A 20660-nucleotide genomic window follows, 5' to 3' on the forward strand; every position below is an offset into this window, starting at 1 on the left:
GCGACGTTGGCGCCGAGGGATGCTGCGAGTGCGGTGATGAACCAGCACCAGGCCGCGGCTTTGCCGTGTCGGGTCCGCAGTCGTCGCCAGGCGGCGACCAGGAGCAGGTCGACGGAGACGGGGTAGGCCCATGCCTTCCAGTCGTTCTGTCCGGCGGCCACCGCGAGGTCGTGGAGGTGGGCGAAGGACAGCGCGGCGGCGATGAGCGCCTGGACGAGTACCGCGTCGACGCGGGCCAGGTGGGCGCGCATGATGCGGCTCCTTCCGGAGTCGGGCGGGGGTAGGTCAGTCGGTGACCGGGTGGGGCAGGACGACCGGGGCCGCGTGCTCGACCGGATGTTCTGGCACGTCGGGGCGGAAGGGCTCCAGCGCAGGCAGGTCGGGCACCAGTCCGGCGGACGTGCGGCAGGTCTCGGCCGCGTCGGTGAGGGAGAGGTACGGCGTGCGGATGCGGGACCAGCCGCCGGAGGTGTCGCCCGCCACGGCCAGGCCGGGCCGTTCGGGAGGGATGGAGCAGGCGGCCATGACCGCTTCCGGGGCGATGTCGCCGAGGGCCATTTTGGCGGAGGCTTCTTCGTTGACGCGGTGGCAGACGCGGCCGGTGAGCTGAGCGCGGAGCATGGTGGCGCCCTTGCCGAGTTCGGCGCCGAAGCGCTGCCCGCAGACCTCCAGGTACATGCCGGCGGCGCGGCCGAGCTGGGCGAGCCGGATGAGCTGGGTGACCATCTCGTCCCGGCGTTCCTCGTCCTTCTTCGTGGCGACGAGGAAGAGTTCGGCCACCTCGTCCACGAACAGCACGACGGGTACGGGGCGCTCGTGCTCGGGCAGGCCCCAGATGTCAGAGGTGATCTCCTCGTCCGGGGTGCCGGGGGCGATGCCCTGCCGGGCCTTGATCAGGTCGTATCGGTCCTCCATTTCCTTGACCAGCACGGGCAGCAGTTCGGCCGCCTGTTCCGGGTCGGTGGCCAGCGCGGAAAGCCGGGGCGCGAAGGGGGCCAGCTCGACGCCCCGCTTGCAGTCGATGCCGACCAGGGCGACCGGCTGAGGGGCGAGGCCGGCGATGAGGTGGCGCAGGTACATGGACTTGCCGGACAGGGTGGCGCCGAGGGTGAGCTGGTGGGGGATCGTGCGGTAGTCACGTACGAACGGCGTGGTGTCTTCGCGCAGGGCGACCGGCACTTTGAGGAAGCCGCCCGGGACCTTGCGCGGCATGCGGACCCGCCGTAAGACGTCGTAGCCGACGAGGCGCAGCTCGATGACACCCGGCTTGACCGGGGTGACGTAGACGGCGTGGACGCCCCAGGCGTGCCGCAGCCGTTCGGCCGAGGCGACGAAGTCGGCGGGTTCCTGGCCAGGGGCCAGGCGGAGGCGTATCCGCAACCCGGTCGTGTTGAGCCGGAGCAGGCCCCGGCGAGGCGGTACGGGCCGCACCTCACGCCGGGCCATGGCCTTGGCCGCGAGCACCCGGAGCCGGGACGGCGCCACGGTCAGGCCGCACGCCTCCATCACCGAGCCGTACGTGCTGAGCAGCCGGACCGTGGACACCGGGAGGCCGACCGTGGACCAGTACGCCGCCGGGTGCTTGGCCCGGGCGTAGGCGGCCCCGCCGCCGAGTGCGGCGACAGGACCACCCACTTCCAGAAGCGTCATCAGGTCGGACATCAGGCAGCGGCCCCGGTGGCGGCCGGGAAGGCGGCGGGGGTGACGGCGGCGGCGCGGTAGGCGATGCCGTGGCGCTGCTGGCCGTTGAAGACGGACTCCCAGGGCCGGGCGACCAGGCCCGGCAGTGAGACCGGTGCGCCCAGGGTCAGCCCCTCGGAGATGCCGCCCTCCGGGACGGTGACCTTGATGAGCGAGGACTCGCCGTCCTCGATGTAGACGACGCCGATGGTCATCAGCGCCTCGCCGCTGTTGGCGTCCTTGGCGATCTCGCCGGTCTGCCGGTCGCGGACCTTCGGTTCGGGGGCCTCGGTGAGGAGGATCGTGGCGCCGGAGGTCTCCACGCGGATGGTGCGCAAGACACACTCCTATCTACTCGTCTATACAAGATGGGTCCTGCGAATCCCTTGATCGGGATCACGGAATCACCCTGCCACACAACACGCCCACTCGTCTATACGAGTAAGCGTGTTGGGGTGTACGAGTTCGGGAGAACGTCCCCGCGCACCACCGCAAATCGTGATGATCAGGTCGCCGGGAGCTGGTACGAGAGGACGTAGGCGTCCGCCGCCATCACCGTGTCGCAGACCTCCACGGCCCGACCCTCGGTGTCGAAGGCGGTCCGGATGAGATGGATGACCGGAACGCCGGCGGCCAGCCGCAGCGTCTTGACCTCGGCGGGCGAGGGCATCCGGGCGCGGATCTCCTCGTCGAAGTGGTCGAGGCGGTGGCCCAGCTCTTCCAGGCGGGCGTAGATGCCGCCGGGGCCGGGGTTGGGTTCGGCGATGGGGGTTCCGCGGGCGATGTCGAGCGGGAGATATGAGGTGGCGAACTCGACCGGCCGACCGTCGAGCAGGTAGCGGCGCCGCCGGGCCAGCACACGGCGCACGGAGCCGAGCCTGGTGGAGATGTCCTGGCTGGCCTTCTCCTCCTTGACCTCCAAGCTGTCGACCTGGGGGTGGCCGCCGGCCGCGTCGGCCTCCACGATGAACGCGGACTTGCCTTGTTCCCGGTGACGGCGGGCGAAGCGGTCGGAGGCGAGGCGCCTGACGGGCGGTCGTGGCCGCACGAAGACGCCCCGGCCGTGCTCGGCGTGGACCAGGCCCTCGCCCTGGAGGATGGAGAAGGCGTTGCGGACCGTCATCCGGGACACCCCGAAGTGGTCGACAAGGTCGGCTTCGGAGGGCAGCTTCTCGCCCTCGCGGAATCGCCCACGGTCGATGGCCTCGCGAAGCTGGTCGGCGATCTGCCGGAAGACCGCACGATCGCTCGTGGGGTCGAGATCACCGAGGAGGCCCGAAGAAAGAGGGCTCACGTGAGTACTCCTTTAGGTATCTAGACGAGTGGGCGAGTGCTGTTGCTACGGTGGAGAGCCTAGCCAGCCGAGAGGGCCGAGGAACGTGAGCACTGAACGCCCGCACTCCGTGAGCGTCGCCGGGGTCGTCGTGGACGACCAGGGCCGGGCCCTCCTGATCCAGCGCCGCGACAATGGTCACTGGGAGCCGCCGGGCGGTGTCCTCGAACGCGAGGAGACCATCCCGGAAGCCCTCCAGCGTGAAGTCCTCGAAGAGACCGGCATCAAGATCGCCCTTCCGGCGACCCTGACCGGCGTCTACAAGAACATGAAGGGCCTGATCGTCTCGCTGGTCTTCCGCTGCGAAGCCGCCGACGGTGTGCCCACCACCGGTGACGAGACCCGCGCACTGCGCTGGGCCACCCGCGAAGAGGTCACCGAGCTTGCCGACGAGGCGTACGCGATACGCGTCCTTGACGCACTCGACGCTACGACCCCGCCGGCCGTTCGCGCCCACGACGGCGTGAAACTCGTCTAGCCCGAACCCGCTGCACATGGCGGCCTACCAGCACGAAGGAACTTGTATGCACGAGTATACGAGTACAGCCCGGGTCTGGGGGCTGAGTTGCCCAGGATTGCCGGAAGAAGTGAGCCGGGCCCGCCGCTGGACCCGCGACATCCTGCGCGGCTCCCCTCTGGCCGACGACGCCGAGCTGATCGTGAGCGAGCTGAGCACGAACGCGATCCGCCACACGGCCAGCGGCTGGGAGCCCGGCACCTTCCACCTGGCCGTCGCTGTCTCGGCTCAGGTGGTCGCGGTATCGGTCACGGACGACGGCGGCGCGGCCACGGCCCCCAAGGTCGAGCACCAGGACCACGACGCTGAACGCGGCCGGGGGCTGGGCATGGTCAGCGCGCTCGCCCACCGGGTCGTCGTCCACGACAGCGACCAGGGCCACACGGTCACCGCCGAGCTGTACACCGACGCACGGCCGGGAGGCCGACGATGCTGATGAAGCTGCCCCGATGGGGGTTCTGGTGCGAGTGCTGGACGGAGAACCTGACCGAGCAGGGCCCGCCGACACTGGTGGCATCGTTCGACGCCTACTCCGCTCCGCAGGCGGACCGGTGGGTAGCGATCGCCCTCGAAACGATCTCCCCGGCACTGGACTCGGACGCCTCCAGCGCAGCGTGGGAGTGGATGTACGACGGCCGGATCGACACCCGACGAGCCCTACTGCGGGCCGAGCCCTGCACGGTGTCCCTGACCCACGCCGGCACACGCATCACCTGGACCATCCAGCCGGTGCTCTTCCTGCCCCTCGCGCACCGCCAGGGCACCGAACTCCCGGCATGCGCACACGACTTCACGGCCCGCCCTGAAGAGTGAGTTACAACTTTCTCTACTGGTTCAAGGCGGCTCGCTCCGCTCACCGCGCGCGGCCCGGCCCCCGGCCGGGCCTGCGCTCCTGTCTCCGCCCCGCTCCAGCCCGGCCGACGCCCGCGCCGCGCTCTGAGCAGTCAGCCGCCTGATGTCAGAGAAGGGGTACATCGTGGCTGGAGCGGTCGGCTCCACGACCTTAGCCAGCCACCTGCCGCTTCACCGACCTGCCACCCGTCAACAGCAGGCGTCGATAGCCATGACAACATTCTCCACGGTCTCGATTGCTTCCAGTGCGTCAACGTCTGCAAGCGGTGTAACTTTTCCTGGGTTCAACGGATCTAGGTCACATTCGTGCACGATTCTATTGCGGCGACTGACTACCACGCCCAACGCGGTCTTAACGGTTCCGGCACCTTTGGGGAAAGCCGATGACCAGATCTTATTCAGGCCGACCATTGCTAAACCACTACTAATGTCATCCGGGCGCTGGTAGGTCTCAAGTCCAAGCCGTTCAGCCACATAAGTTCGGGCCGTGAGCTCCATTTCGGCGGGACTAGATGCTGCGGCAGCGACGATCTGACTGATCGCTCCGAAGTGGAGCCCAACCTTGCCGCCACTGCCGCTAGGGATCCTGGTCATCAAAATATCGACGGCGCGATCCAGCACAATGCCGTGCACGTAAGAATCCAGGGCGGCAACCGCGTGCACTAGCGCGGACCGGTAAAGGTCGGAGCCATCAATTCGTCCCTGTGTCATAGACGCCAAAGACTGTCCAACTCCAACCAAATCGCGAGCCCGAGCTATTTCTCTCGAAAATTGCCCCAGTCTAACGGTTGACATCAGCCTTCCCGGCAGGTCAAGTGCTCAACTCTAGCCGCAAGTTCATCAAAGGTATTGCGGAACTTAGTGATGTTCTCCTGGGTGATATCCCACACGCTGCCGCCTCGCCCTACATCCTGCTGGGTTAGCGTGAAGACGGGCTTCCGATTCTGTTGAGAATTGGCGATCAAGGCGTTGAAATCAGGAATCGAAGCCAGGCGGTAGGACGCTTCCAAGCTTGCGGCAGAGTATGCCTCATCTGGCAGCATGAGCCCTGCACTAGTTAGTGCTGGTACTAGCGTCTCGTCGATCGTTGCATCCAAGGCATCGAAATACTCCTTAAAGGCGATCGTCGGAGCATTGTTCTTGAGTCGATACCTCTGCACAATGACGCCGAGGAATTTTAGGTCTGGCTTTGGGAAAACATAGTCGGCCCTAGAAAGTGCCTCCAGTTCGGAAGCCCTCTCGGCCCACCTCGACCACTTAGGGATTACCCTGGCAAGTGAGTCCATTGCCATTACCGAGAAAACGTCAGGGCTCGCCGGGACGATAAAGTAGTCTGATGTGGCGACGAGGTTCTGGTTGATGGAGCCAAGGCCGGGACTTAGGTCGACAATCACATAATCCGCGTCGTATTTTTCGGCGGTGATTTTAAAGAGATGCGAGAAGCTCCCAGGAAGGTTCTTCAGGGCCTGAATGGACTCAGATAGCTGCTGCGCAACGCCAAGGGACACCTCATCCTCGGCCAGTCCTACATGGCCGGGAATCAGGTAGAGTCCTTCACGTCCAGGCACCTCTACACACTCTACCGGGGCGAGCGGCCGGGGGCGTGATTGAAATGCAGGATCGAGGGCATCACGGAGGTTCCTGTCAGGGTTTTCCTTATAGAAGTTCTCCAAGGCATCCGATTGCGTCAGATCCAAGACCATGCCGGTCAGATTGCATTGCGGATCAGCGTCCACCATGATCACTTTCTTGCCCCTCTCGGCCAGCATCCAAGAGAGGTTAAAGCAGGTAGTCGTCTTACTTACGCCACCCTTGTTGTTGAACATCGCGATTACCTTGGCCACCAATAGCCCCCAAATCAGTAAGCGGTACTCACCCGCGCGATCCAGGGTGACGACACTACCGCTGACACCCTGGTGGCATGGTGCTTTTTGGCGGACAGTATGACGACACGCAGCTTGGTGGCCAACGGCAAGGTTCCGATGTGTCATGACAGGATCTCGGACCCAGACCCAGCGGCTGGCCTTGCCTTAGGTGCCTCACTGCAAGCGCACCAGATCGAAGGGGGAACAGAGGCAACCACGGCGAACGCAGCTCACCGGCTGTCGCGGCTTGCTCTGGTCGACGGCATCAGCGGCGTGGCTGAGCCCGGTGGGGGGTGCAGCGAGACATACGCGCGCCTAAGTGATCTGCACACCCGCCGTCGTGGCTGACTTTCGTCGGCTGCGGTTCAGACCCGGGTCCGGCGAACGCCGGTGCACGCGATTAGCCTGCTGCCGTCCTCGGTGAGGAACAGCATGAACGTCCAGGCGCCATCGACAGCCCTGATCTGCCCCAGGCGGACTGGGTGCTGATGCCGGCCGAGCAGATCCACGGCGTGCGCCAGGTTCGTGGTCTCGATGCCCTGGCGGCGTGTGTGCCGCAGTCGACGTTCATAGACACGGGCGAGCGCCCCAGCAGACGTGGTCCCCTCCCAGATCACGTGGGAACCTCCGCAGCGGAGCGCAGCCAGGGCGGCCACGGACGCCTCGTCGTTGCCGACGAGCAGCCGTTCGAGTAGTTCCCGCTGCATGCCGTCACCCCCACCGGGATCCTGCTGTACAGCAGCCGGATACAGCAACCACAGCAACCGGCCCCACCCGGTGGCGCCCCCTTGGGGCCGGTACACGACCTGTATGACCCTCTCCGACCGATCTCTGTAGAGCTACGGATCAGAAGGTTGCAGGTTCGAATCCTGCCGAGTGCACAGCAGACCAGAGGCCCTGTGGAGTGATCCACAGGGCCTCTGACTTTTGCCTCGGCCGCAGTGTTTGACGGCAACCGCCTCAGAAGGTGAGAGCGGGGACGATCAGACGGCTACGGGACGCCGGCCGTGCCGTCGACATCGGCTGGCCCGTTGCCGTCACCCGTCAGAGCGTCGCCGACGTGATCGAATGCGGACCGCTGGGAGTCGAGCCGTACGAAGTTCCAGCGGCTGAGAAAGCAAACAAGCTTGCCCGCATCAGAGCACGCCGACGACCCCGGTCCCACCGGCACCGGGATCCTGACCAGGGATTCCGCGACCGGACCACCTTGAATGCTGTCCAGGCCGAGGGGTGGTCCGGTCTTCACTTGCTGAGTCGTCGGTTCACCTCAGAGCCTTACCGACCTCGTAGATCGTGGGTCTGTCTTCAGGGGCGGGACTGAGCATCGCGTCGATCAGTTCTCCCAGCTCGCCGTGCATGCTCACGGGCCGGCGCTTGCCACTCGCGACGGCTCTCCGCTGCTCGGGGCGCGGGGCGTCGTCCGGGTACTCGACCGCCCGCCAGCCCGTTGCGGAGATGAGCAGCGATGCGCCGAGCGCGTAGATGTCGGCTTCCTTCGTGGCTTCAGCCTCTCCAGTCGCCAGCACACTGCGCGCGATCTCCGGCGCCTCGTAGTGGACGAGGCAGCCGCGGAACGGGAAGTCGTATCCCTCGGGGACGTGTCCGCCACGCGCCAAGGCCAGGTCGATGAGGTGGGTGCGATCCGGGCCGATGATGAAGTGCGCGGGTTGGACGTCGCCGTGAGCCCAGCCCTTGGTGTGGAGTTCGGCCAGCGCTTCCACGCAGCCCAGTGCTGCGCTGGTGTGTGGTTCGATGTGCGAGTCTGGTGGACGGCAGGGCCCCCACAACTGATAGAGGTCCGGTCCCTCGCGCCAGGGTTGGACGTTCCAGGTACCGCGTTCCCACTCGCCGTACGCGGAGTCATGGAAGCCGAGGCGATGCAGTACGGCGCCCTCACGCGCGGGAGCGAGCGCCGTCCAGGGCTGCGCGGGCCACTCGGCCGTTGCCTCGACCGGATAGCCGACCTTCACGGCGTAGCGGCCCCGGTGGCTCTCGACCTCCCAGACCATGGAGCCCCGACGATTGAGAACCAGGCGCTGAGCCGTGGGCATGAGTGCGTCGAGCACGACGATCGGCAGTTCAGGGGGTGTCCCGGACAACGTTTGTTCTCCTTCCGGGCAACGTGGCCGGCCTCGCATCGTGGCCGGCCGCGTCGGTGGGTGTCGTGTCGCTACTCCTGACCGTACGGCCGGCCGCAGTCCGAGTCGCACTGCGCGAGGTTTGTGCCGTTCACGGTCCAGAGGTCGTCGAAGACCATGAACCCGGCCGCCTTCATCGCGTGCGCGGACGCGGCGACGTGCTTCGGGTCACGCGCTCCACCACCCGGCTTCGGGTTGTGGTGGAGGAAGCGGCCGGCGAACCGATCGCACAGTTCGCCGTACTCCTTCGTGTGCAGGATGAGCGCGTGGAGGCCGAGGTCCACGTCGTCCGACGGGACCATGGGTACGGTGGCGGTCGCCGCGGTGACCACGAAAGCCACCGCCTGGTCCGCGATCCGCTGTGCCCGCTCGGGCGACTGCCCGTTGTGGACGACCACGAAGTGCGTGAGGCTCTGGAACAGCTCCTCACCAGCTACTGCGCGACCGGTCCTCTGGTCGTTGGCCGTTGCCGTCATGCGATTACTCCTTGAGTGTCGCGGTGCTCTGGCACTTACGCCCGCATCGGTTGCCGCGGCATGGGCCACCGATTGCCGGGGCTTGGGAGGCCACCCCGAACGGAGAAGGAGGCCGGGGACTGGCATCCCGTTCGGGGCGGCCGGTCTACTGGCTGATACCGAGGGCCACGCCGATCCTCAGGCCACACGACCCGCTGATCACGATGATGGAGAGAACCCCCACGTACTGGCCGATGACGCGCATCACAGGCCGTCCCGGCTGTTGCCGTTCCTGATGGCCAGGCGGGCGCTCAGTTCCTCCCGCGTGGTCGGTGCCACCACGTTGTCCGGCAGGGCGTCCCATTCGAGGCCGCCACCGATGGGCCGGATCTGCACCCTGGCGCCGACCTCACCCATGACGACGCCATACGTCCACTGGCGGTGTCCTTCGCCAGTTCGCCGATGTCCGGTCCGGTCCGCTGGTTGCTCGCCATGCGGACGAGCATGCTGCTGCTCATCAGGACGTCGGAACCTCCGACAAACCCCACTTCGGGACGTCCCGCGTCGGGTAGAACGTCCCTGGTGCCGTCCCCGGGCGTCGGGAGAGATTGGGATGCCGAACGAGAGGTTACGTGCTGCCATGGCGAGCGGCGGCTGGACGTACGCCGCCCTTGCGGACAAGGTCGAAGTCGATCCCAAGTCCGTTGAACGATGGGTCAATCTGGGGCGCACGCCGCGCCGTGGCACGGCCATGCTGGCGGCGGAGATCCTGGGAGAAGACGTGCACGCTCTATGGCCCGCGCTCCGGCAGGCACGCCCTGCCCGCGCTGTCAGTCCGGAACTTGTGGCTCTCTACGACCAGCGGGCGGACATCCCCGTGTCCACCTTCGTGGACCTGCTGACCCAGGCCCGCGAGCACATCGACGTGCTGGTGTACGCCGCCGTGTTCCTGCACGAGGCGTACCCGCGGCTCAATGACCTACTGCGTGAGCGAGCGGACGACGGGTGTGCGGTCCGTATCGCGATCGGCGACCCCGACAGCACGAATGTCCGACAGCGCGGGAAAGAGGAGAGGTTCGGCCACGGTATCGAGTCCCGTTGCCGACTTGCCCTGATGCACTATCGCCCCCTTGCCGGGGTACCTGGCATCGAGGTTCGGACCCATGCCACCACGCTCTACAACTCGATCTATCGTGCGGATGACCAGGCACTGGTCAATGCCCATGTCTGGGGTGTGAACGCCTACGGCGCTCCCGTGTGGCATCTCCGGCGCAGCGGAAAGGGCGGGATGTTCGACACCTACGCCTGCGGCTTCGACGCGGTGTGGGAAACCGCGACGCCGGTACGAGGAGGGTGACCGTGGCGCGGACCGAGTACTACGACGACCCAGCGGCACCGGAGCCGAACAGCCTGGTGGTTGCGGCGTCCGCCGTGGTCACCGACGACGAAGGGCGTGTACTCCTTCAGCGCCGCAGGGATAACGATCTATGGGCGCTACCGGGCGGCGGCATGGAGATGACCGACTCGCTCCCAGGAACGGCCGTCCGCGAGGTGAAGGAAGAAACCGGTCTGGATGTAGAAATCACCGGTCTTGTAGGTACATACACTGATCCTCGCCACATCATCGCCTACTCGGACGGTGAGGTGCGCAGGCAGTTCAACGTCTGCTTCACCGCCCGCGTGGTCGGGGGCCGGCTCGCGATCTCGGACGAGTCCACGGAGCTGCGGTTCGTCCAGCCGGAGGAGATCGACCAACTGCCGATGCACCACACGCAGCGGCTCCGGATCCGTCACTTCCTGGAACACCGCGAGCGGCCCTACCTCGGCTGATTGGACCTCCGGCACCCGCTTCAGGAGTTTCATCCGCGTTGCGGGACATTTCCGGTGCCGAGCTGTCGCCCTACGGCCGGTGCCAACTCCGACGCTGCTTCGAGTAGAGGCCGGGGCCTTCGGCGTTCCTGGGTCAGCACTCCTCGTCCGGGTCGTTCCGGTTCAGCTTCTCCAGGTATTCGTGGGCCAGGGCCGTGGCGCGGGTGAACCAGTCGGTGATGATCGCCAGTTCCTCCGGGGAGTAGTCGGAGAAGAGGGCGTTCAGGCGCTTGTAGTGGCCCGCGTACACCGCCTCCACGCGGGCGACGGCGTCCTGTACGGCGGCCACGCGGACCCGGCGGCGGTCCGCGGGGTCGGGGCGGCGGGTGACGTAGCCGGCGCGCTCCAGGCGGTTGAGGATGCCGGTCACCGCCCCCGTGGTGACGTGGGCGCGGGCCGCGAGGTCGCCCGCCGTCAGCAGCTCGTCGCCGGCCTCCAGGACGAAGGCGAAACAGGTCAGGTCGGTGACGTTCAGTCCCAGTCGCCGGGCCAGCTCCTGCTGTCCGATGAGGTGGGCGGCGATGAGGTGGTCCATCGCCGCCAGCGCCTGGGCCGGTGTGGCGGGCGGGCGCGGCGTGCCGTGCATCTTTCGCAATCCCTTAGTTCGTGAGATATTCGGATGGTAAATCTCTTAGCCCGTGAGAGAACTGGGTTCGTCCCCTGGAGGCGGCTCCATGAGTCTGTACGACGAGGGTCACACGATCGCCGGCTGGACCGGCTTCGGCATCGCGACCGTGGGCAGTGCTGTGGCGGGATGGGGGGTGTGCGCGGTCTCCCCGACGCTGATCGCCGGCGGGCTGGCCGTCGTGGTGGCGAGCGTCGTGGTCACCTGGGTCCTGCATCTGTCCGGCTGGGGCAAGCCACCGGGCGTACGGCCGCGCGGACAGTGGGGGATGCGGGTGCGGGACGCGCAGGCCCGGGAGGGGCATACCGGATGCGTCAGCTGCCGGCTCGCGGGGCGGGGGCGGCGGCGGGCCGTGGAGCCGGTCGCCGGGACCGGAGTGATTCCCGCCGAACCGATCCCCCTGTCCCCTGTCGAGTGAACGAGCTTTCCTCGAACGCGCGTTGCTTCTTTCTCCCGTCCTGGCCCTGAGGGCTTCCTCCCACCTTGGCCCTCACCTCGGCCCCCGAGCCGATGTCCGACCCACCCTCTACCCTCACGAGTGATGGCACAGGTGTGGAAGTGCTCCGGGCTGCGCTGGCCGGCGGGCGGCGGTCCGGTGCTGGAATGGGACGGCGGGCGGCGCAGTGCGCTGCCCCGGGGGAAGCGGGTCGCCTTCGCCGTACCGGAGGGCGGCGTGCGCCGGTGCGTGGGGGCGCGGGGGCATGCCTGTGCGGTGCGGGCGGTCGTGCCGGGCAGGAGTACGGGGGCCCGGTGCGAGGAGTGCGCGCGGCTGGACCGGGCGCACTCGGTGGCCGCCGACACGCTCGCCGACGATCCACGGCCCTACCGCGTGTATCTGGCGTGGTTCGGGCCGGGCTTGGTGAAGGTCGGCATCACCGCCGCGGAGCGGGGGCCGGCGCGGCTGCTGGAGCAGGGCGCCGTCTGTTTCAGCTGGCTCGGCACCGGCCCGCTGATGGCCGCGCGGCGCACCGAGGAGCTGCTGCGGGCCGCGCTGCGGGTGCCGGACCGGATTCCGTACGCCGAGAAGCGGGCGGTGCGGTCGGCGCTGCCGGCGACGGAGGCGGAGCGCGCCGCCGAGGTGCGCGAGCTGCACGCGCGGGCCGTCGCGCTCCCCGGGTGGCCGGAGTCGCTGCGGCCGGCGCCCTGCGACGTGGTCGACCACGCAAGGGCTTTCGGGATCGAGGCGGCTTTGGAGGCGTTCGGTGAGGTGGTGGAACTCGTTCCGGGCGGGAGCGTCGGCGGGGAGCTGGTCGCGGCGGCCGGGCCCGACCTTCATCTGGCGGTCGGCGGACGCGGGGTCGTCGTCCTGGACACCCGGCTGATGACCGGCTGGGAGCTGCTGCCCTCGGAGCCCGCGGCGGCCGGATGCGCTTTGCCTGTACGGGAGTTCAGGAGGGAACCGGACGGGTTGTTCTGATCCGGGTGTTCCCTGCGAGGCGCCTGTGTGTTTCTCAGGGAAATCACAGATTCGTGAAAGCGTGTTCTCAGAGGGCCCCGACAGGGTGTCCACCATGACCACGACCTCGCCCCAGGGGCGCACCGAACTGCTGAGGCCGGACGGGAGCCCCGTCCGCGTGCTTGTGGTGGACGACGAGCTGTCGATCACCGAACTGCTGAGCATGGCCCTGCGTTACGAGGGCTGGCAGATCAGGAGTGCGGGGGACGGGCAGGGGGCCGTCCGGACGGCCCGTGAGTTCCGGCCCGACGCCGTCGTGCTCGACATGATGCTGCCGGACATGGACGGGCTGTCCGTCCTCGGGCGGCTGCGCCGCGAGCTGCCGGACGTGCCGGTGCTGTTCCTCACCGCCAAGGACGCGGTGGAGGACCGTATCGCCGGGCTCACCGCCGGCGGCGACGACTACGTCACCAAGCCGTTCAGCCTGGAGGAGGTCGTGGCGCGGCTGCGCGGGCTGATCCGGCGGTCGGGGGCCGCCGACCGGCGCTCCGAATCCGTGCTCGTCGTCGGCGATCTCACCCTGGACGAGGACAGTCACGAGGTCGCGCGGGGCGGCGAGTCCATCCACCTCACCGCCACCGAGTTCGAGCTGCTGCGCTTCCTGATGCGCAACCCCCGGCGGGTGCTCAGCAAGGCGCAGATCCTGGACCGCGTCTGGTCGTACGACTTCGGCGGGCAGGCCAATGTGGTCGAGCTGTACATCTCCTATCTGCGGCGGAAGATAGACGCCGGGCGGGAGCCGATGATCCACACCCGGCGTGGAGCCGGCTATCTGATCAAGCCCGCCGCGTCATGAGCGGGCGACGGCGGCCGGGTCCGCCGCGGCGGCGGAGGCGACGGGCGGCGCAGCCGCGCACCCTGCGGACCCGGCTCGTCGTCGCGTCCGTGACGCTGATCGCCGTGGTGTGCGCCGTGATCGGCACGGTGACCACCCTCGCCCTGCGCAGTCACCTCTACGACCAGCTGGAAGGCAAGGTCACCGAGATCGCGATGCGCGCGGTCGGGCACCTCCGGGAACCGGACGGCGGGGCCGGCCCGGCGCCCCAGGTGCCGGACACCGCCTCCACCCCGAGCGGCAAGGTGGAGGACCTGCTGACGAAGGGGCCCACCCCGTTCGGCACGATCGCCGCCTACGTGGCGGACTCCTCGATCGCCGGCGCGGCCGTCGCCCGCCAGCAGAACGACGACAACGGCTTCTTCAAGCGGTCCCGGGCCGACGGCCTGAACGCCGCGCAGAAGAAGGCGCTCGGCACGGTGGCGAAGGACGGCGCCGCGCACACCGTGGAGATCCCCGGGCTCGGGAACTACCTCGTCACGTACAAGGCGAGCCGGGACGGCGGCGAAGCCTTCTACGTCGGCCTGCCCACCAAGGACACCGACGACAACATCAACACCCTGATCCTGGTCGAGGTCAGCGTCACCGCTGCCGGTCTCGTCGCCGCCGGCATCGCCGGGTACGTGCTGGTCGGCGTCGCCACCCGGCCGCTCCGCAAGGTCGCCGCCACCGCGACCCGGGTCTCCGAGCTGCCGCTGCACACCGGTGAGGTGCGGCTGAGCGAGCGGGTGCCGGAGGCGGAGTGCGACCCGCACACCGAGGTCGGCCGGGTCGGTGCCGCGCTCAACCGGATGCTGGACCACGTGCACGGCGCCCTGCACGCCCGGCAGCAGAGCGAGACCCGGGTCCGGCGGTTCGTCGCCGACGCCAGCCACGAGCTGCGGACACCGCTCGCCTCCATCCGGGGCTACGCGGAACTCACCCGGCGCGGGCGGGAGCAGGTGGGGCCCGACACCCGGCACGCGCTCGGCCGGATCGAGTCCGAGGCGGGCCGGATGACCCTGCTGGTCGAGGATCTGCTGCTGCTCGCCCGGCTGGACGCCGGGCGCCCGTTGCAGTTCGAGCAGACCGATCTCGTCCCGCTCGTCGTGGACACCGTCAGCGACGCCCGCGCGGCCGGCATGGACCACACCTGGCGGCTCGACCTGCCCGACGAGCCGGCGCCGGTGTCGGCGGACGCGGCCCGGTTGCAGCAGGTGCTGGTCAACCTGCTGGGCAACGCCCGCAACCACACGCCGCCCGGTACGACGGTCACCGCGCGCGTGCAGCGGCGCGGACCGTGGATGTGCGTCGACGTGGAGGACAACGGGCCGGGGATCCCGGCGGAGTTGCTGCCGCACGTCTTCGAACGGTTCGCGCGCGGCGACTCCGCGCGGTCCCGGGCCACCGGGTCCACGGGGCTGGGGCTCGCCATCGTGCAGGCCGTGGCCGCCGCGCACGGCGGTGCCGTGACCGTGGACAGCGTGCCGGGGCGGACCTTGTTCACCGTGCGTCTGCCCGCGCTCGGCCCGGCCGCTGCGCGGCCGGAGCCCGGCCTGGTCCGGCCGCCGCACTCACAGGCACAGCACAGTGCCACCACATGGGCGCGACAGGGCACTTCAGAAAAGTCGGTGCCATGCGAACCGACTCTTCTCCCGGCACCCTGCCGGCGCGGGAGCACCTCCCGGCCGGAGACGCCGGTACGCCTGTCCTCGACGTAGTGATCCCCGTCCACAACGAGGAGAAGGACCTCCCGCCGTGCGTCCGCAGACTGCACGCGCACCTCACGCACACCTTCCCGTACGCGTTCCGCATCACGATCGCGGACAACGCGTCCACGGACACCACCCCGCTGGTGGCGGCACGGCTGGCGGCGGAGATCCCCGAGGTCGCCGCCTTCCGCCTGGAGCAGAAGGGGCGGGGGCGGGCGCTGCGGACCGTGTGGTCGGTGTCGGACGCCCCGGTCCTCGCCTACATGGACGTCGACCTGTCCACCGACCTCAACGCCCTGCTGCCGCTGGTGGCGCCGCTCATCTCCGGTCACTCCGACCTGGCGATCGGCTCCCGGCTCGCCCGCGCCTCCCGGGTCGTACGCGGCCCCAAGCGGGAGTTCGTCAGCCGGACCTACAACCTGATCCTGCGCGGTTCGCTCCAGGCCCGCTTCTCCGACGCGCAGTGCGGCTTCAAGGCGATCCGGCGCGAGGTGGCGCAGGTGCTGCTGCCGCTGGTGGAGGACACCGGCTGGTTCTTCGACACCGAGATGCTGGTGCTGGCCGAGCGGGCGGGCCTGCGGATCCACGAGGTGCCGGTCGACTGGATCGACGACCCGGACTCCACCGTGCACATCGTGCAGACGGCCACCGACGACCTCAAGGGCGTGTGGCGGGTCGGCAAGGCCCTGGCCACCGGTTCGCTGCCGCTGGACCGGCTGACCCGGCCCTTCGGTGACGACCCGCGCGACCGCGAACTGCCCGACGTGCCCAGGGGCCTGGCCCGCCAGCTGCTCGGCTTCTGCGTGGTCGGCGTCCTGTCCACCCTCTTCTACCTGCTGCTGTACAGCGCCTTCCGGCAGTTCACCGGCTCGCAGTTCGCCAACGCGCTCGCGCTGCTGGTGTCGGCGGCAGCCAACACGGCCGCCAACCGCCGGCTCACCTTCGGCGTGCGCGGCCGGGGCGGCGCGGTACGGCACCAGGCGCAGGGCCTGGTCGTCTTCGGCATCGGCCTCGCCCTGACCAGCGGCTCGCTCGCCGCCCTCGGCGCGGCCACCGACCGCCCGGCGCACTCGACCGAGCTGGCGGTGCTCATCGCCGCCAACCTCGCGGCGACCGTGCTGCGCTTCCTGCTCTTCCGCGCCTGGGTCTTCCCGGACCGGGGCGATCAGCGACCGTACGAGGACCCGCACGAGCAGCCGTACGGGCGGTCGTACGAGCAGCCGTACCGGACCACTCGGTTCCGCGCCGGTGAGGCCGCGGACGGCCCGTGGCGGGACACCATCGACGCCACCGTGCGGGTGCGGCCGGCGTGCCTTCGCGACACCGACCCGGGGGACGCCCGATGACCACGCACGACGCCCCGCCGATCCCGTCGGCCGCGCCCCCGGGGGCCCCCGCGCCCCATGAGCCGAGGCAGCCGTTCCTTCGCCGGCTGTGGCGCGGCCGGCCCGAGGACCCGCGCTGGGCCCGCCCGGCCCTGCTCGGCCTGCTGGCCGCCACCCTCCTGCTCTACCTGTCCCACCTCAGCGCCTCCGGCTACGCCAACTCGTTCTACTCTGCGGCCGTCCAGGCGGGCAGCACCTCCTGGAAGGCCTTCTTCTTCGGCTCGCTGGACGTCGGCAATGCCATCACCGTGGACAAGCCCCCGGCCGCGCTGTGGCCCATGGAGCTGTCGGTGCGGGTCTTCGGGCTCGACTCGTGGGCGATCCTCGTGCCCGAGGTGCTGATGGGGGTGGCGGCGGTCGCGGTCGTGTACGCCGCCGTGCGCCGCCGGTTCAGCCCCGGGGCCGGTCTGATCGCGGGCGCGGTGCTCGCCCTCACCCCGGTCGCGGCGCTGATGTTCCGGTTCAACAACCCCGACGCGATGCTGGCCCTGCTGATGTCCGTGGCCTGCTACCTGGTCGTCCGGGCCGTGGAGGACGGCCGTACGAAGTGGCTCGTGTGGGCCGGGGTCGCGATCGGGTTCGCGTTCCTCGCCAAGACGCTCCAGGCGTTCCTGATCCTGCCGCCGCTCGCGATCGTGTACGCGGTGTGCGCGCCGGTGCCGCTGCGGAAGCGGTTCGGGCAGCTGGCCGTGGCGACGCTCGCGCTGGTCGTCTCCGGCGGCTGGTGGGTCGCGATCGTGGAGCTGTGGCCGGCCGCGTCCCGCCCGTACATCGGCGGCTCGCAGAACAACAGCTTCCTGGAACTGACCTTCGGCTACAACGGTCTCGGCCGCCTCAACGGCGAGGAGACCGGCAGCGTGGGCGGCGGTGGCGGCGCGGGCGGCACCGGCAGGTGGGGCGAGACGGGCTGGGACCGGATGTTCGGCTCCGAGGTCGGCGGCCAGATCTCCTGGCTGCTGCCGGCGGCACTGATCCTGCTCGCCGCCGGCCTGGTGGCCACGCGCGGACTGCGACGGACGTCGGTCACCCGCGCCTCGTTCCTGGTCTGGGGCGGCTCACTGCTGACGACGATGGCGGTCTTCAGCTACATGGCGGGCATCTTCCACCAGTACTACACCGTGGCCCTCGCCCCCTACCTGGCGGCCGTGACCGGCATGGGCGCCGGACTGCTGTGGGAGCGGCGCCGGGAGCAGTGGGCGTCGATCGTGCTCGCCGCGTCCGTGGTCGCGGCGGCGGCCTGGGGGTACGTCCTGCTCGACCGCACCCCCGACTATCTGCCCTGGCTGAAGTGGCTGGTCCTGATCGGCGGGCCGGCCGCGGCGCTCGGCCTGGTCTTCGCCGGCCGGCTCTCCCGGCGGCTCGCCCTCGGCGCGGCGGCGGCCGGTCTCGTGGCCGCGCTGGCCGGACCGACGGCGTACACCCTGAGCACGCTCCAGGAGGGTCACACCGGTTCGATCGTCACGGCCGGTCCGGCGGGCGCGAGCGCGATGGGCGGCCGGGGCGGCGGTCCCGGCGCCGGTGGCGGCATGCGGGACGGCTTCGGCGGCGGCGTGCCCGGCGGGCCGGGCCGGCAGAACCAGCAGGGCGGGCAGGGCCCTGGCGTCCCCGGCGGCGGTGGCTTCGGCGGCGGCGCGCCGGGCGGCCAGAACGGCCAGAACGGTCAGCAGGGGCAGCAGAACGGCGCCGGCGCCGGTGACGGCCTCCCCGGCGGTGGCGTCGGCGGCCTGCTGAACGGCGCGAGCGTGTCGTCCGAGGCCAGGAAGCTGCTGGAGAAGGACGCCAGGAAGTACACCTGGGTCGCCGCGGCCGTCGGCTCCCAGAACGCGGCGGGCTACCAGCTCGCCACGGGCGATCCGGTCATGGCGGTCGGCGGCTTCAACGGCACCGACCCGTCCCCGACGCTCGCCCGGTTCCAGCGGTACGTCGAGGAGGGAAAGATCCACTACTTCATCGCCGGAGGCGGCATGGGCGGCGGCGACAGCGGTACCGCCTCCGGGATCACCTCGTGGGTGCAGAGCACCTTCAAGAAGGTGACGGTGGGGTCGGCGACGTTCTACGACCTGACGCGGAAGGCCTGACCGACGCCCGGCCCATGCCCGGTCGGCAGCTGGCCGAGAAACGTGTTGTACACCGTATAGCAGCCGCTATACGGTGTACGGCATGTCCACACCTCAAGGCCACCCGCAGCGCTGGCTGATTCTCGGCGTCATCTGTCTCGCGCAGCTCACCGTCGTGCTCGACAACACCGTCCTGAACGTGGCCATCCCCTCGCTCACCCGCGAACTGCACGCGAAGACCTCCGACATCCAGTGGATGATCAACGCGTACTCCCTGGTGCAGTCCGGCCTGCTGCTCAGCGCGGGCAACGCGGCCGACCGCTACGGCCGCAAGAAGATGCTGGCCACCGGGCTCGCCCTGTTCGGCATAGGTTCGCTGGTGGCCGGACTCGCCGGCAGCACCGCCCAGCTGATCGCCGCGCGGGCCGGCATGGGCATCGGCGGCGCGCTGCTGATGACCACCACGCTGGCCGTGGCGATGCAGATCTTCGCCCCCGAGGAGCAGCCGAAGGCGATCGGCATCTGGAGCGCGGTCAACGCGCTGGGCTTCGCCGGCGGCCCGCTGATCGGCGGGTTCGTGCTGGACCACTTCTGGTGGGGCGCGATCTTCCTGATCAACCTCCCGGTCGCGGTGCTGGGCCTGGTCGCGGTGGTGATCCTCGTCCCCGAGACCAAGAACCCCCGCGGCGACCGTCCGGACCTGGTGGGCGCGGTGCTGTCCACCATCGGCATGGCCTCGCTCGTCTACGCGATCATCTCCGGGCCGGGACACGGCTGGACGTCGGCGCGGGTGCTCGGCACGGCGGCCGTCGCGGTGCTGGTGCTGGGCGCCTTCGCCTGGTGGGAGAGCAGGCTGGAGGACCCGATGCTCGACATCCACTTCTTCCGGGACCGGCGGTTCACGGGTGCGGTCGCCGGGGCCGTGCTCATCGTCTTCGGTATGGGCGGCGCGCTGTTCCTGCTGACCCAGCACCTCCAGTTCGTGCTCGGGTACGAGCCGCTGGAGGCCGGTCTGCGGACCGCACCGCTGGCGCTGACCGTGGTGGTGCTCAACTTCAGCGGGCTGTCGGCCAGGTGGTCGACGCGGCTGGGCACGCCGGCGTCGATCGCGCTGGGGATGGTGTGCATGGCCGGGGGTCTGGTGTCCATCGCGGAGGTGGACAACGGGGGCTACCTGGGTACGTTGCTCGGACTGCTGCTGATCGGCGCGGGCTGCGCGGTGGCGAACCCGGCGATGGCGCACGCCATCATGAGCGCGATCCCGCCGGAGAAGGCGGGAGTGGGCGCCGGGATCAACGGCACGCTCGCCGAGTTCGGCAACGGGCTCGGGGTGGCCGTCCTGGGCGCGGTGCTCAGCTCGTCCGTGGCCTCGGGGGAGTCGTTCGCCGACGGGCTGGGCGCCGGTCAGCTGGTGGGCGCGGTCGCCGTGCTGCTCGGTGGGTTCGTGGCGGCGGGGCTGCTGCGGCGGGCCGAGCGGGTGTCCGCCTAGTGGCGCGCGCCCCTAGGTTGGGACAGTGAGCGGAAACGAGGAAGGGCCGCCGGTGACGAAAAAGGCAGGTCGGTCGGCGCGGGACAGCGTGTGGCGGGAGGACGGGACCCGCCGCGGCGGACGCGGCGGGCAGCCCTCCGGGCTCGACCGGGAGCGGATCACCGAGGCGTCGGTGCGGCTGCTGGACGCCGAGGGTCTCGCCAAGTTCTCCATGCGCCGGCTGGCCGCCGAGCTGAACGTCACCGCGATGTCCCTGTACTGGTACGTCGACACCAAGGACGACCTGCTCGAACTCGCCCTGGACGCGACCTACGCCGAGCTGCGGCTGCCCGACCCGGACCACGTGGACGAGGACTGGCGCGAGCAGCTGCGGGCGCTGGCCACCGCCTACCGGCAGCTGCTCGCGCCAGTCC

At 69.5% G+C, this 20660-nt stretch carries 23 protein-coding genes and 1 pseudogene; 13 read left to right on the plus strand and 11 right to left on the minus strand.

What is annotated here, in order from left to right; all coding sequences use genetic code 11:
• The 4 genes from CCN44_RS00040 to CCN44_RS00055 all read right to left on the minus strand — a co-directional run.
• Nucleotides 1-251 (minus strand): DUF2637 domain-containing protein (locus CCN44_RS00040; RefSeq protein WP_143649546.1); only part of this gene is annotated, 251 nt, incomplete at its 3' end.
• A 34-nt stretch (nt 252-285) separates the two neighbouring features.
• Entirely contained in the window at nt 286-1662 is a 1377-nt protein-coding gene (locus tag CCN44_RS00045) for an FtsK/SpoIIIE domain-containing protein (RefSeq protein ID WP_086696534.1), read from the minus strand.
• Nucleotides 1662-2018, minus strand: coding sequence for an SCO3933 family regulatory protein (locus CCN44_RS00050; protein ID WP_030790247.1), 357 nt, complete (start codon nt 2016-2018; stop codon nt 1662-1664). The genes CCN44_RS00045 and CCN44_RS00050 overlap by 1 nt, the downstream gene beginning before the upstream one ends.
• Nucleotides 2019-2185: 167 nt before the next feature.
• Nucleotides 2186-2974 carry a GntR family transcriptional regulator gene (locus tag CCN44_RS00055; protein ID WP_086696535.1) on the minus strand — a complete coding sequence of 263 codons (789 nt, stop codon included), beginning with the start codon at nt 2972-2974 and terminating at the stop codon, nt 2186-2188.
• A 109-nt stretch (nt 2975-3083) separates the two neighbouring features.
• Here CCN44_RS00055 and CCN44_RS00060 point away from each other — a divergent pair, with 109 nt between their 5' ends.
• The 3 genes from CCN44_RS00060 to CCN44_RS00070 are packed head-to-tail and all read left to right on the plus strand — an operon-like array spanning nt 3084 to nt 4343.
• A complete protein-coding gene (locus tag CCN44_RS00060) occupies nt 3084-3491 on the plus strand; it encodes an NUDIX hydrolase (RefSeq protein WP_030642758.1) in 408 nt (135 codons plus the stop codon).
• Nucleotides 3492-3537: 46 nt separating this feature from the next.
• Entirely contained in the window at nt 3538-3966 is a 429-nt protein-coding gene (locus tag CCN44_RS00065) for an ATP-binding protein (protein WP_086696536.1), read from the plus strand.
• Complete coding sequence (locus tag CCN44_RS00070) at nt 3960-4343, plus strand: hypothetical protein (protein ID WP_086696537.1); 384 nt, start codon at nt 3960-3962, stop codon at nt 4341-4343. Before CCN44_RS00065 ends, CCN44_RS00070 begins: the two co-directional genes overlap by 7 nt.
• A gap of 228 nt (nt 4344-4571) precedes the next feature.
• Here CCN44_RS00070 and CCN44_RS43900 read toward each other — a convergent pair whose 3' ends face one another.
• The 6 genes and pseudogenes from CCN44_RS43900 to CCN44_RS00100 form a co-directional block, all read right to left on the minus strand.
• Nucleotides 4572-5015 carry a hypothetical protein gene (locus CCN44_RS43900; protein ID WP_143649547.1) on the minus strand — a complete coding sequence of 148 codons (444 nt, stop codon included), beginning with the start codon at nt 5013-5015 and terminating at the stop codon, nt 4572-4574.
• Nucleotides 5016-5176: 161 nt separating this feature from the next.
• A complete protein-coding gene (locus tag CCN44_RS00075) occupies nt 5177-6208 on the minus strand; it encodes a ParA family protein (protein ID WP_208639680.1) in 1032 nt (343 codons plus the stop codon).
• Between the two features lie 404 nt (nt 6209-6612).
• Nucleotides 6613-6954 carry a hypothetical protein gene (locus tag CCN44_RS00080; RefSeq protein WP_086696539.1) on the minus strand — a complete coding sequence of 114 codons (342 nt, stop codon included), beginning with the start codon at nt 6952-6954 and terminating at the stop codon, nt 6613-6615.
• Between the two features lie 555 nt (nt 6955-7509).
• The gene (locus tag CCN44_RS00090) at nt 7510-8346 is read right to left on the minus strand and encodes a protein kinase domain-containing protein (RefSeq protein ID WP_059249945.1); all 837 of its coding nucleotides are present in this window, start codon (nt 8344-8346) and stop codon (nt 7510-7512) included.
• A gap of 71 nt (nt 8347-8417) precedes the next feature.
• Nucleotides 8418-8861, minus strand: a complete 444-nt coding sequence (locus CCN44_RS00095; protein ID WP_059249944.1) for a glycine-rich domain-containing protein — start codon at nt 8859-8861, stop codon at nt 8418-8420.
• A 243-nt stretch (nt 8862-9104) separates the two neighbouring features.
• Nucleotides 9105-9346 (minus strand): annotated as a pseudogene (locus CCN44_RS00100) (hypothetical protein).
• Between the two features lie 107 nt (nt 9347-9453).
• On the opposite strand from CCN44_RS00100, the gene CCN44_RS00105 reads away from it, so the two are divergent.
• Both CCN44_RS00105 and CCN44_RS00110 read left to right on the plus strand, forming a co-directional pair.
• On the plus strand, nt 9454-10197 hold the full coding sequence (locus tag CCN44_RS00105; RefSeq protein WP_086696541.1) for a helix-turn-helix domain-containing protein: 744 nt from the start codon (nt 9454-9456) through the stop codon (nt 10195-10197).
• Between the two features lie 2 nt (nt 10198-10199).
• The gene (locus tag CCN44_RS00110) at nt 10200-10670 is read left to right on the plus strand and encodes an NUDIX domain-containing protein (protein ID WP_086696542.1); all 471 of its coding nucleotides are present in this window, start codon (nt 10200-10202) and stop codon (nt 10668-10670) included.
• A 133-nt stretch (nt 10671-10803) separates the two neighbouring features.
• Here CCN44_RS00110 and CCN44_RS00115 read toward each other — a convergent pair whose 3' ends face one another.
• Nucleotides 10804-11295 carry a MarR family winged helix-turn-helix transcriptional regulator gene (locus CCN44_RS00115; RefSeq protein ID WP_086696543.1) on the minus strand — a complete coding sequence of 164 codons (492 nt, stop codon included), beginning with the start codon at nt 11293-11295 and terminating at the stop codon, nt 10804-10806.
• A gap of 88 nt (nt 11296-11383) precedes the next feature.
• On the opposite strand from CCN44_RS00115, the gene CCN44_RS00120 reads away from it, so the two are divergent.
• From CCN44_RS00120 to CCN44_RS00155, 8 genes are all read left to right on the plus strand, one after another.
• A complete protein-coding gene (locus tag CCN44_RS00120; RefSeq protein WP_059249940.1) occupies nt 11384-11752 on the plus strand; it encodes an HGxxPAAW family protein in 369 nt (122 codons plus the stop codon).
• A 123-nt stretch (nt 11753-11875) separates the two neighbouring features.
• Nucleotides 11876-12751, plus strand: a complete 876-nt coding sequence (locus tag CCN44_RS00125; RefSeq protein WP_086696544.1) for a DUF2797 domain-containing protein — start codon at nt 11876-11878, stop codon at nt 12749-12751.
• Between the two features lie 94 nt (nt 12752-12845).
• Nucleotides 12846-13586 (plus strand): response regulator transcription factor, encoded by a 741-nt coding sequence (locus tag CCN44_RS00130; RefSeq protein ID WP_059249939.1) that lies wholly within the window; start codon nt 12846-12848, stop codon nt 13584-13586.
• Nucleotides 13583-15325 (plus strand): sensor histidine kinase, encoded by a 1743-nt coding sequence (locus CCN44_RS00135; RefSeq protein ID WP_086696546.1) that lies wholly within the window; start codon nt 13583-13585, stop codon nt 15323-15325. The genes CCN44_RS00130 and CCN44_RS00135 overlap by 4 nt, the downstream gene beginning before the upstream one ends.
• A complete protein-coding gene (locus tag CCN44_RS00140; protein ID WP_086696547.1) occupies nt 15241-16662 on the plus strand; it encodes a bifunctional glycosyltransferase family 2/GtrA family protein in 1422 nt (473 codons plus the stop codon). Before CCN44_RS00135 ends, CCN44_RS00140 begins: the two co-directional genes overlap by 85 nt.
• Complete coding sequence (locus CCN44_RS00145) at nt 16659-18779, plus strand: ArnT family glycosyltransferase (RefSeq protein ID WP_086696548.1); 2121 nt, start codon at nt 16659-16661, stop codon at nt 18777-18779. The genes CCN44_RS00140 and CCN44_RS00145 overlap by 4 nt, the downstream gene beginning before the upstream one ends.
• 82 nt (nt 18780-18861) lie before the next feature.
• Nucleotides 18862-20247, plus strand: a complete 1386-nt coding sequence (locus tag CCN44_RS00150) for an MFS transporter (RefSeq protein ID WP_223283848.1) — start codon at nt 18862-18864, stop codon at nt 20245-20247.
• Between the two features lie 52 nt (nt 20248-20299).
• A partial coding sequence (locus CCN44_RS00155; protein ID WP_208639681.1) for a TetR/AcrR family transcriptional regulator occupies nt 20300-20660 on the plus strand: 361 nt, incomplete at its 3' end.

Origin of the sequence: Streptomyces tricolor (assembly GCF_002155905.1) — a bacterium.
Classification (GTDB): domain Bacteria; phylum Actinomycetota; class Actinomycetes; order Streptomycetales; family Streptomycetaceae; genus Streptomyces; species Streptomyces tricolor.

What these genes read in the sequence shown, in the direction of transcription:
- CCN44_RS00045 (WP_086696534.1), bottom strand. Translation starts at nt 1,662, where the DNA reads ATGTCCGACCTGATGACGCTTCTGGAAGTGGGTGGTCCTGTCGCCGCA.
- CCN44_RS00065 (WP_086696536.1), top strand. Translation starts at nt 3,538, where the DNA reads ATGCACGAGTATACGAGTACAGCCCGGGTCTGGGGGCTGAGTTGCCCA.
- CCN44_RS00070 (WP_086696537.1), top strand. Translation starts at nt 3,960, where the DNA reads ATGCTGATGAAGCTGCCCCGATGGGGGTTCTGGTGCGAGTGCTGGACG.
- CCN44_RS00075 (WP_208639680.1), bottom strand. Translation starts at nt 6,208, where the DNA reads ATGTTCAACAACAAGGGTGGCGTAAGTAAGACGACTACCTGCTTTAAC.
- CCN44_RS00080 (WP_086696539.1), bottom strand. Translation starts at nt 6,954, where the DNA reads ATGCAGCGGGAACTACTCGAACGGCTGCTCGTCGGCAACGACGAGGCG.
- CCN44_RS00095 (WP_059249944.1), bottom strand. Translation starts at nt 8,861, where the DNA reads ATGACGGCAACGGCCAACGACCAGAGGACCGGTCGCGCAGTAGCTGGT.
- CCN44_RS00105 (WP_086696541.1), top strand. Translation starts at nt 9,454, where the DNA reads ATGCCGAACGAGAGGTTACGTGCTGCCATGGCGAGCGGCGGCTGGACG.
- CCN44_RS00115 (WP_086696543.1), bottom strand. Translation starts at nt 11,295, where the DNA reads ATGCACGGCACGCCGCGCCCGCCCGCCACACCGGCCCAGGCGCTGGCG.
- CCN44_RS00120 (WP_059249940.1), top strand. Translation starts at nt 11,384, where the DNA reads ATGAGTCTGTACGACGAGGGTCACACGATCGCCGGCTGGACCGGCTTC.
- CCN44_RS00125 (WP_086696544.1), top strand. Translation starts at nt 11,876, where the DNA reads ATGGCACAGGTGTGGAAGTGCTCCGGGCTGCGCTGGCCGGCGGGCGGC.
- CCN44_RS00130 (WP_059249939.1), top strand. Translation starts at nt 12,846, where the DNA reads ATGACCACGACCTCGCCCCAGGGGCGCACCGAACTGCTGAGGCCGGAC.
- CCN44_RS00135 (WP_086696546.1), top strand. Translation starts at nt 13,583, where the DNA reads ATGAGCGGGCGACGGCGGCCGGGTCCGCCGCGGCGGCGGAGGCGACGG.
- CCN44_RS00140 (WP_086696547.1), top strand. Translation starts at nt 15,241, where the DNA reads ATGCGAACCGACTCTTCTCCCGGCACCCTGCCGGCGCGGGAGCACCTC.
- CCN44_RS00145 (WP_086696548.1), top strand. Translation starts at nt 16,659, where the DNA reads ATGACCACGCACGACGCCCCGCCGATCCCGTCGGCCGCGCCCCCGGGG.
- CCN44_RS00150 (WP_223283848.1), top strand. Translation starts at nt 18,862, where the DNA reads ATGTCCACACCTCAAGGCCACCCGCAGCGCTGGCTGATTCTCGGCGTC.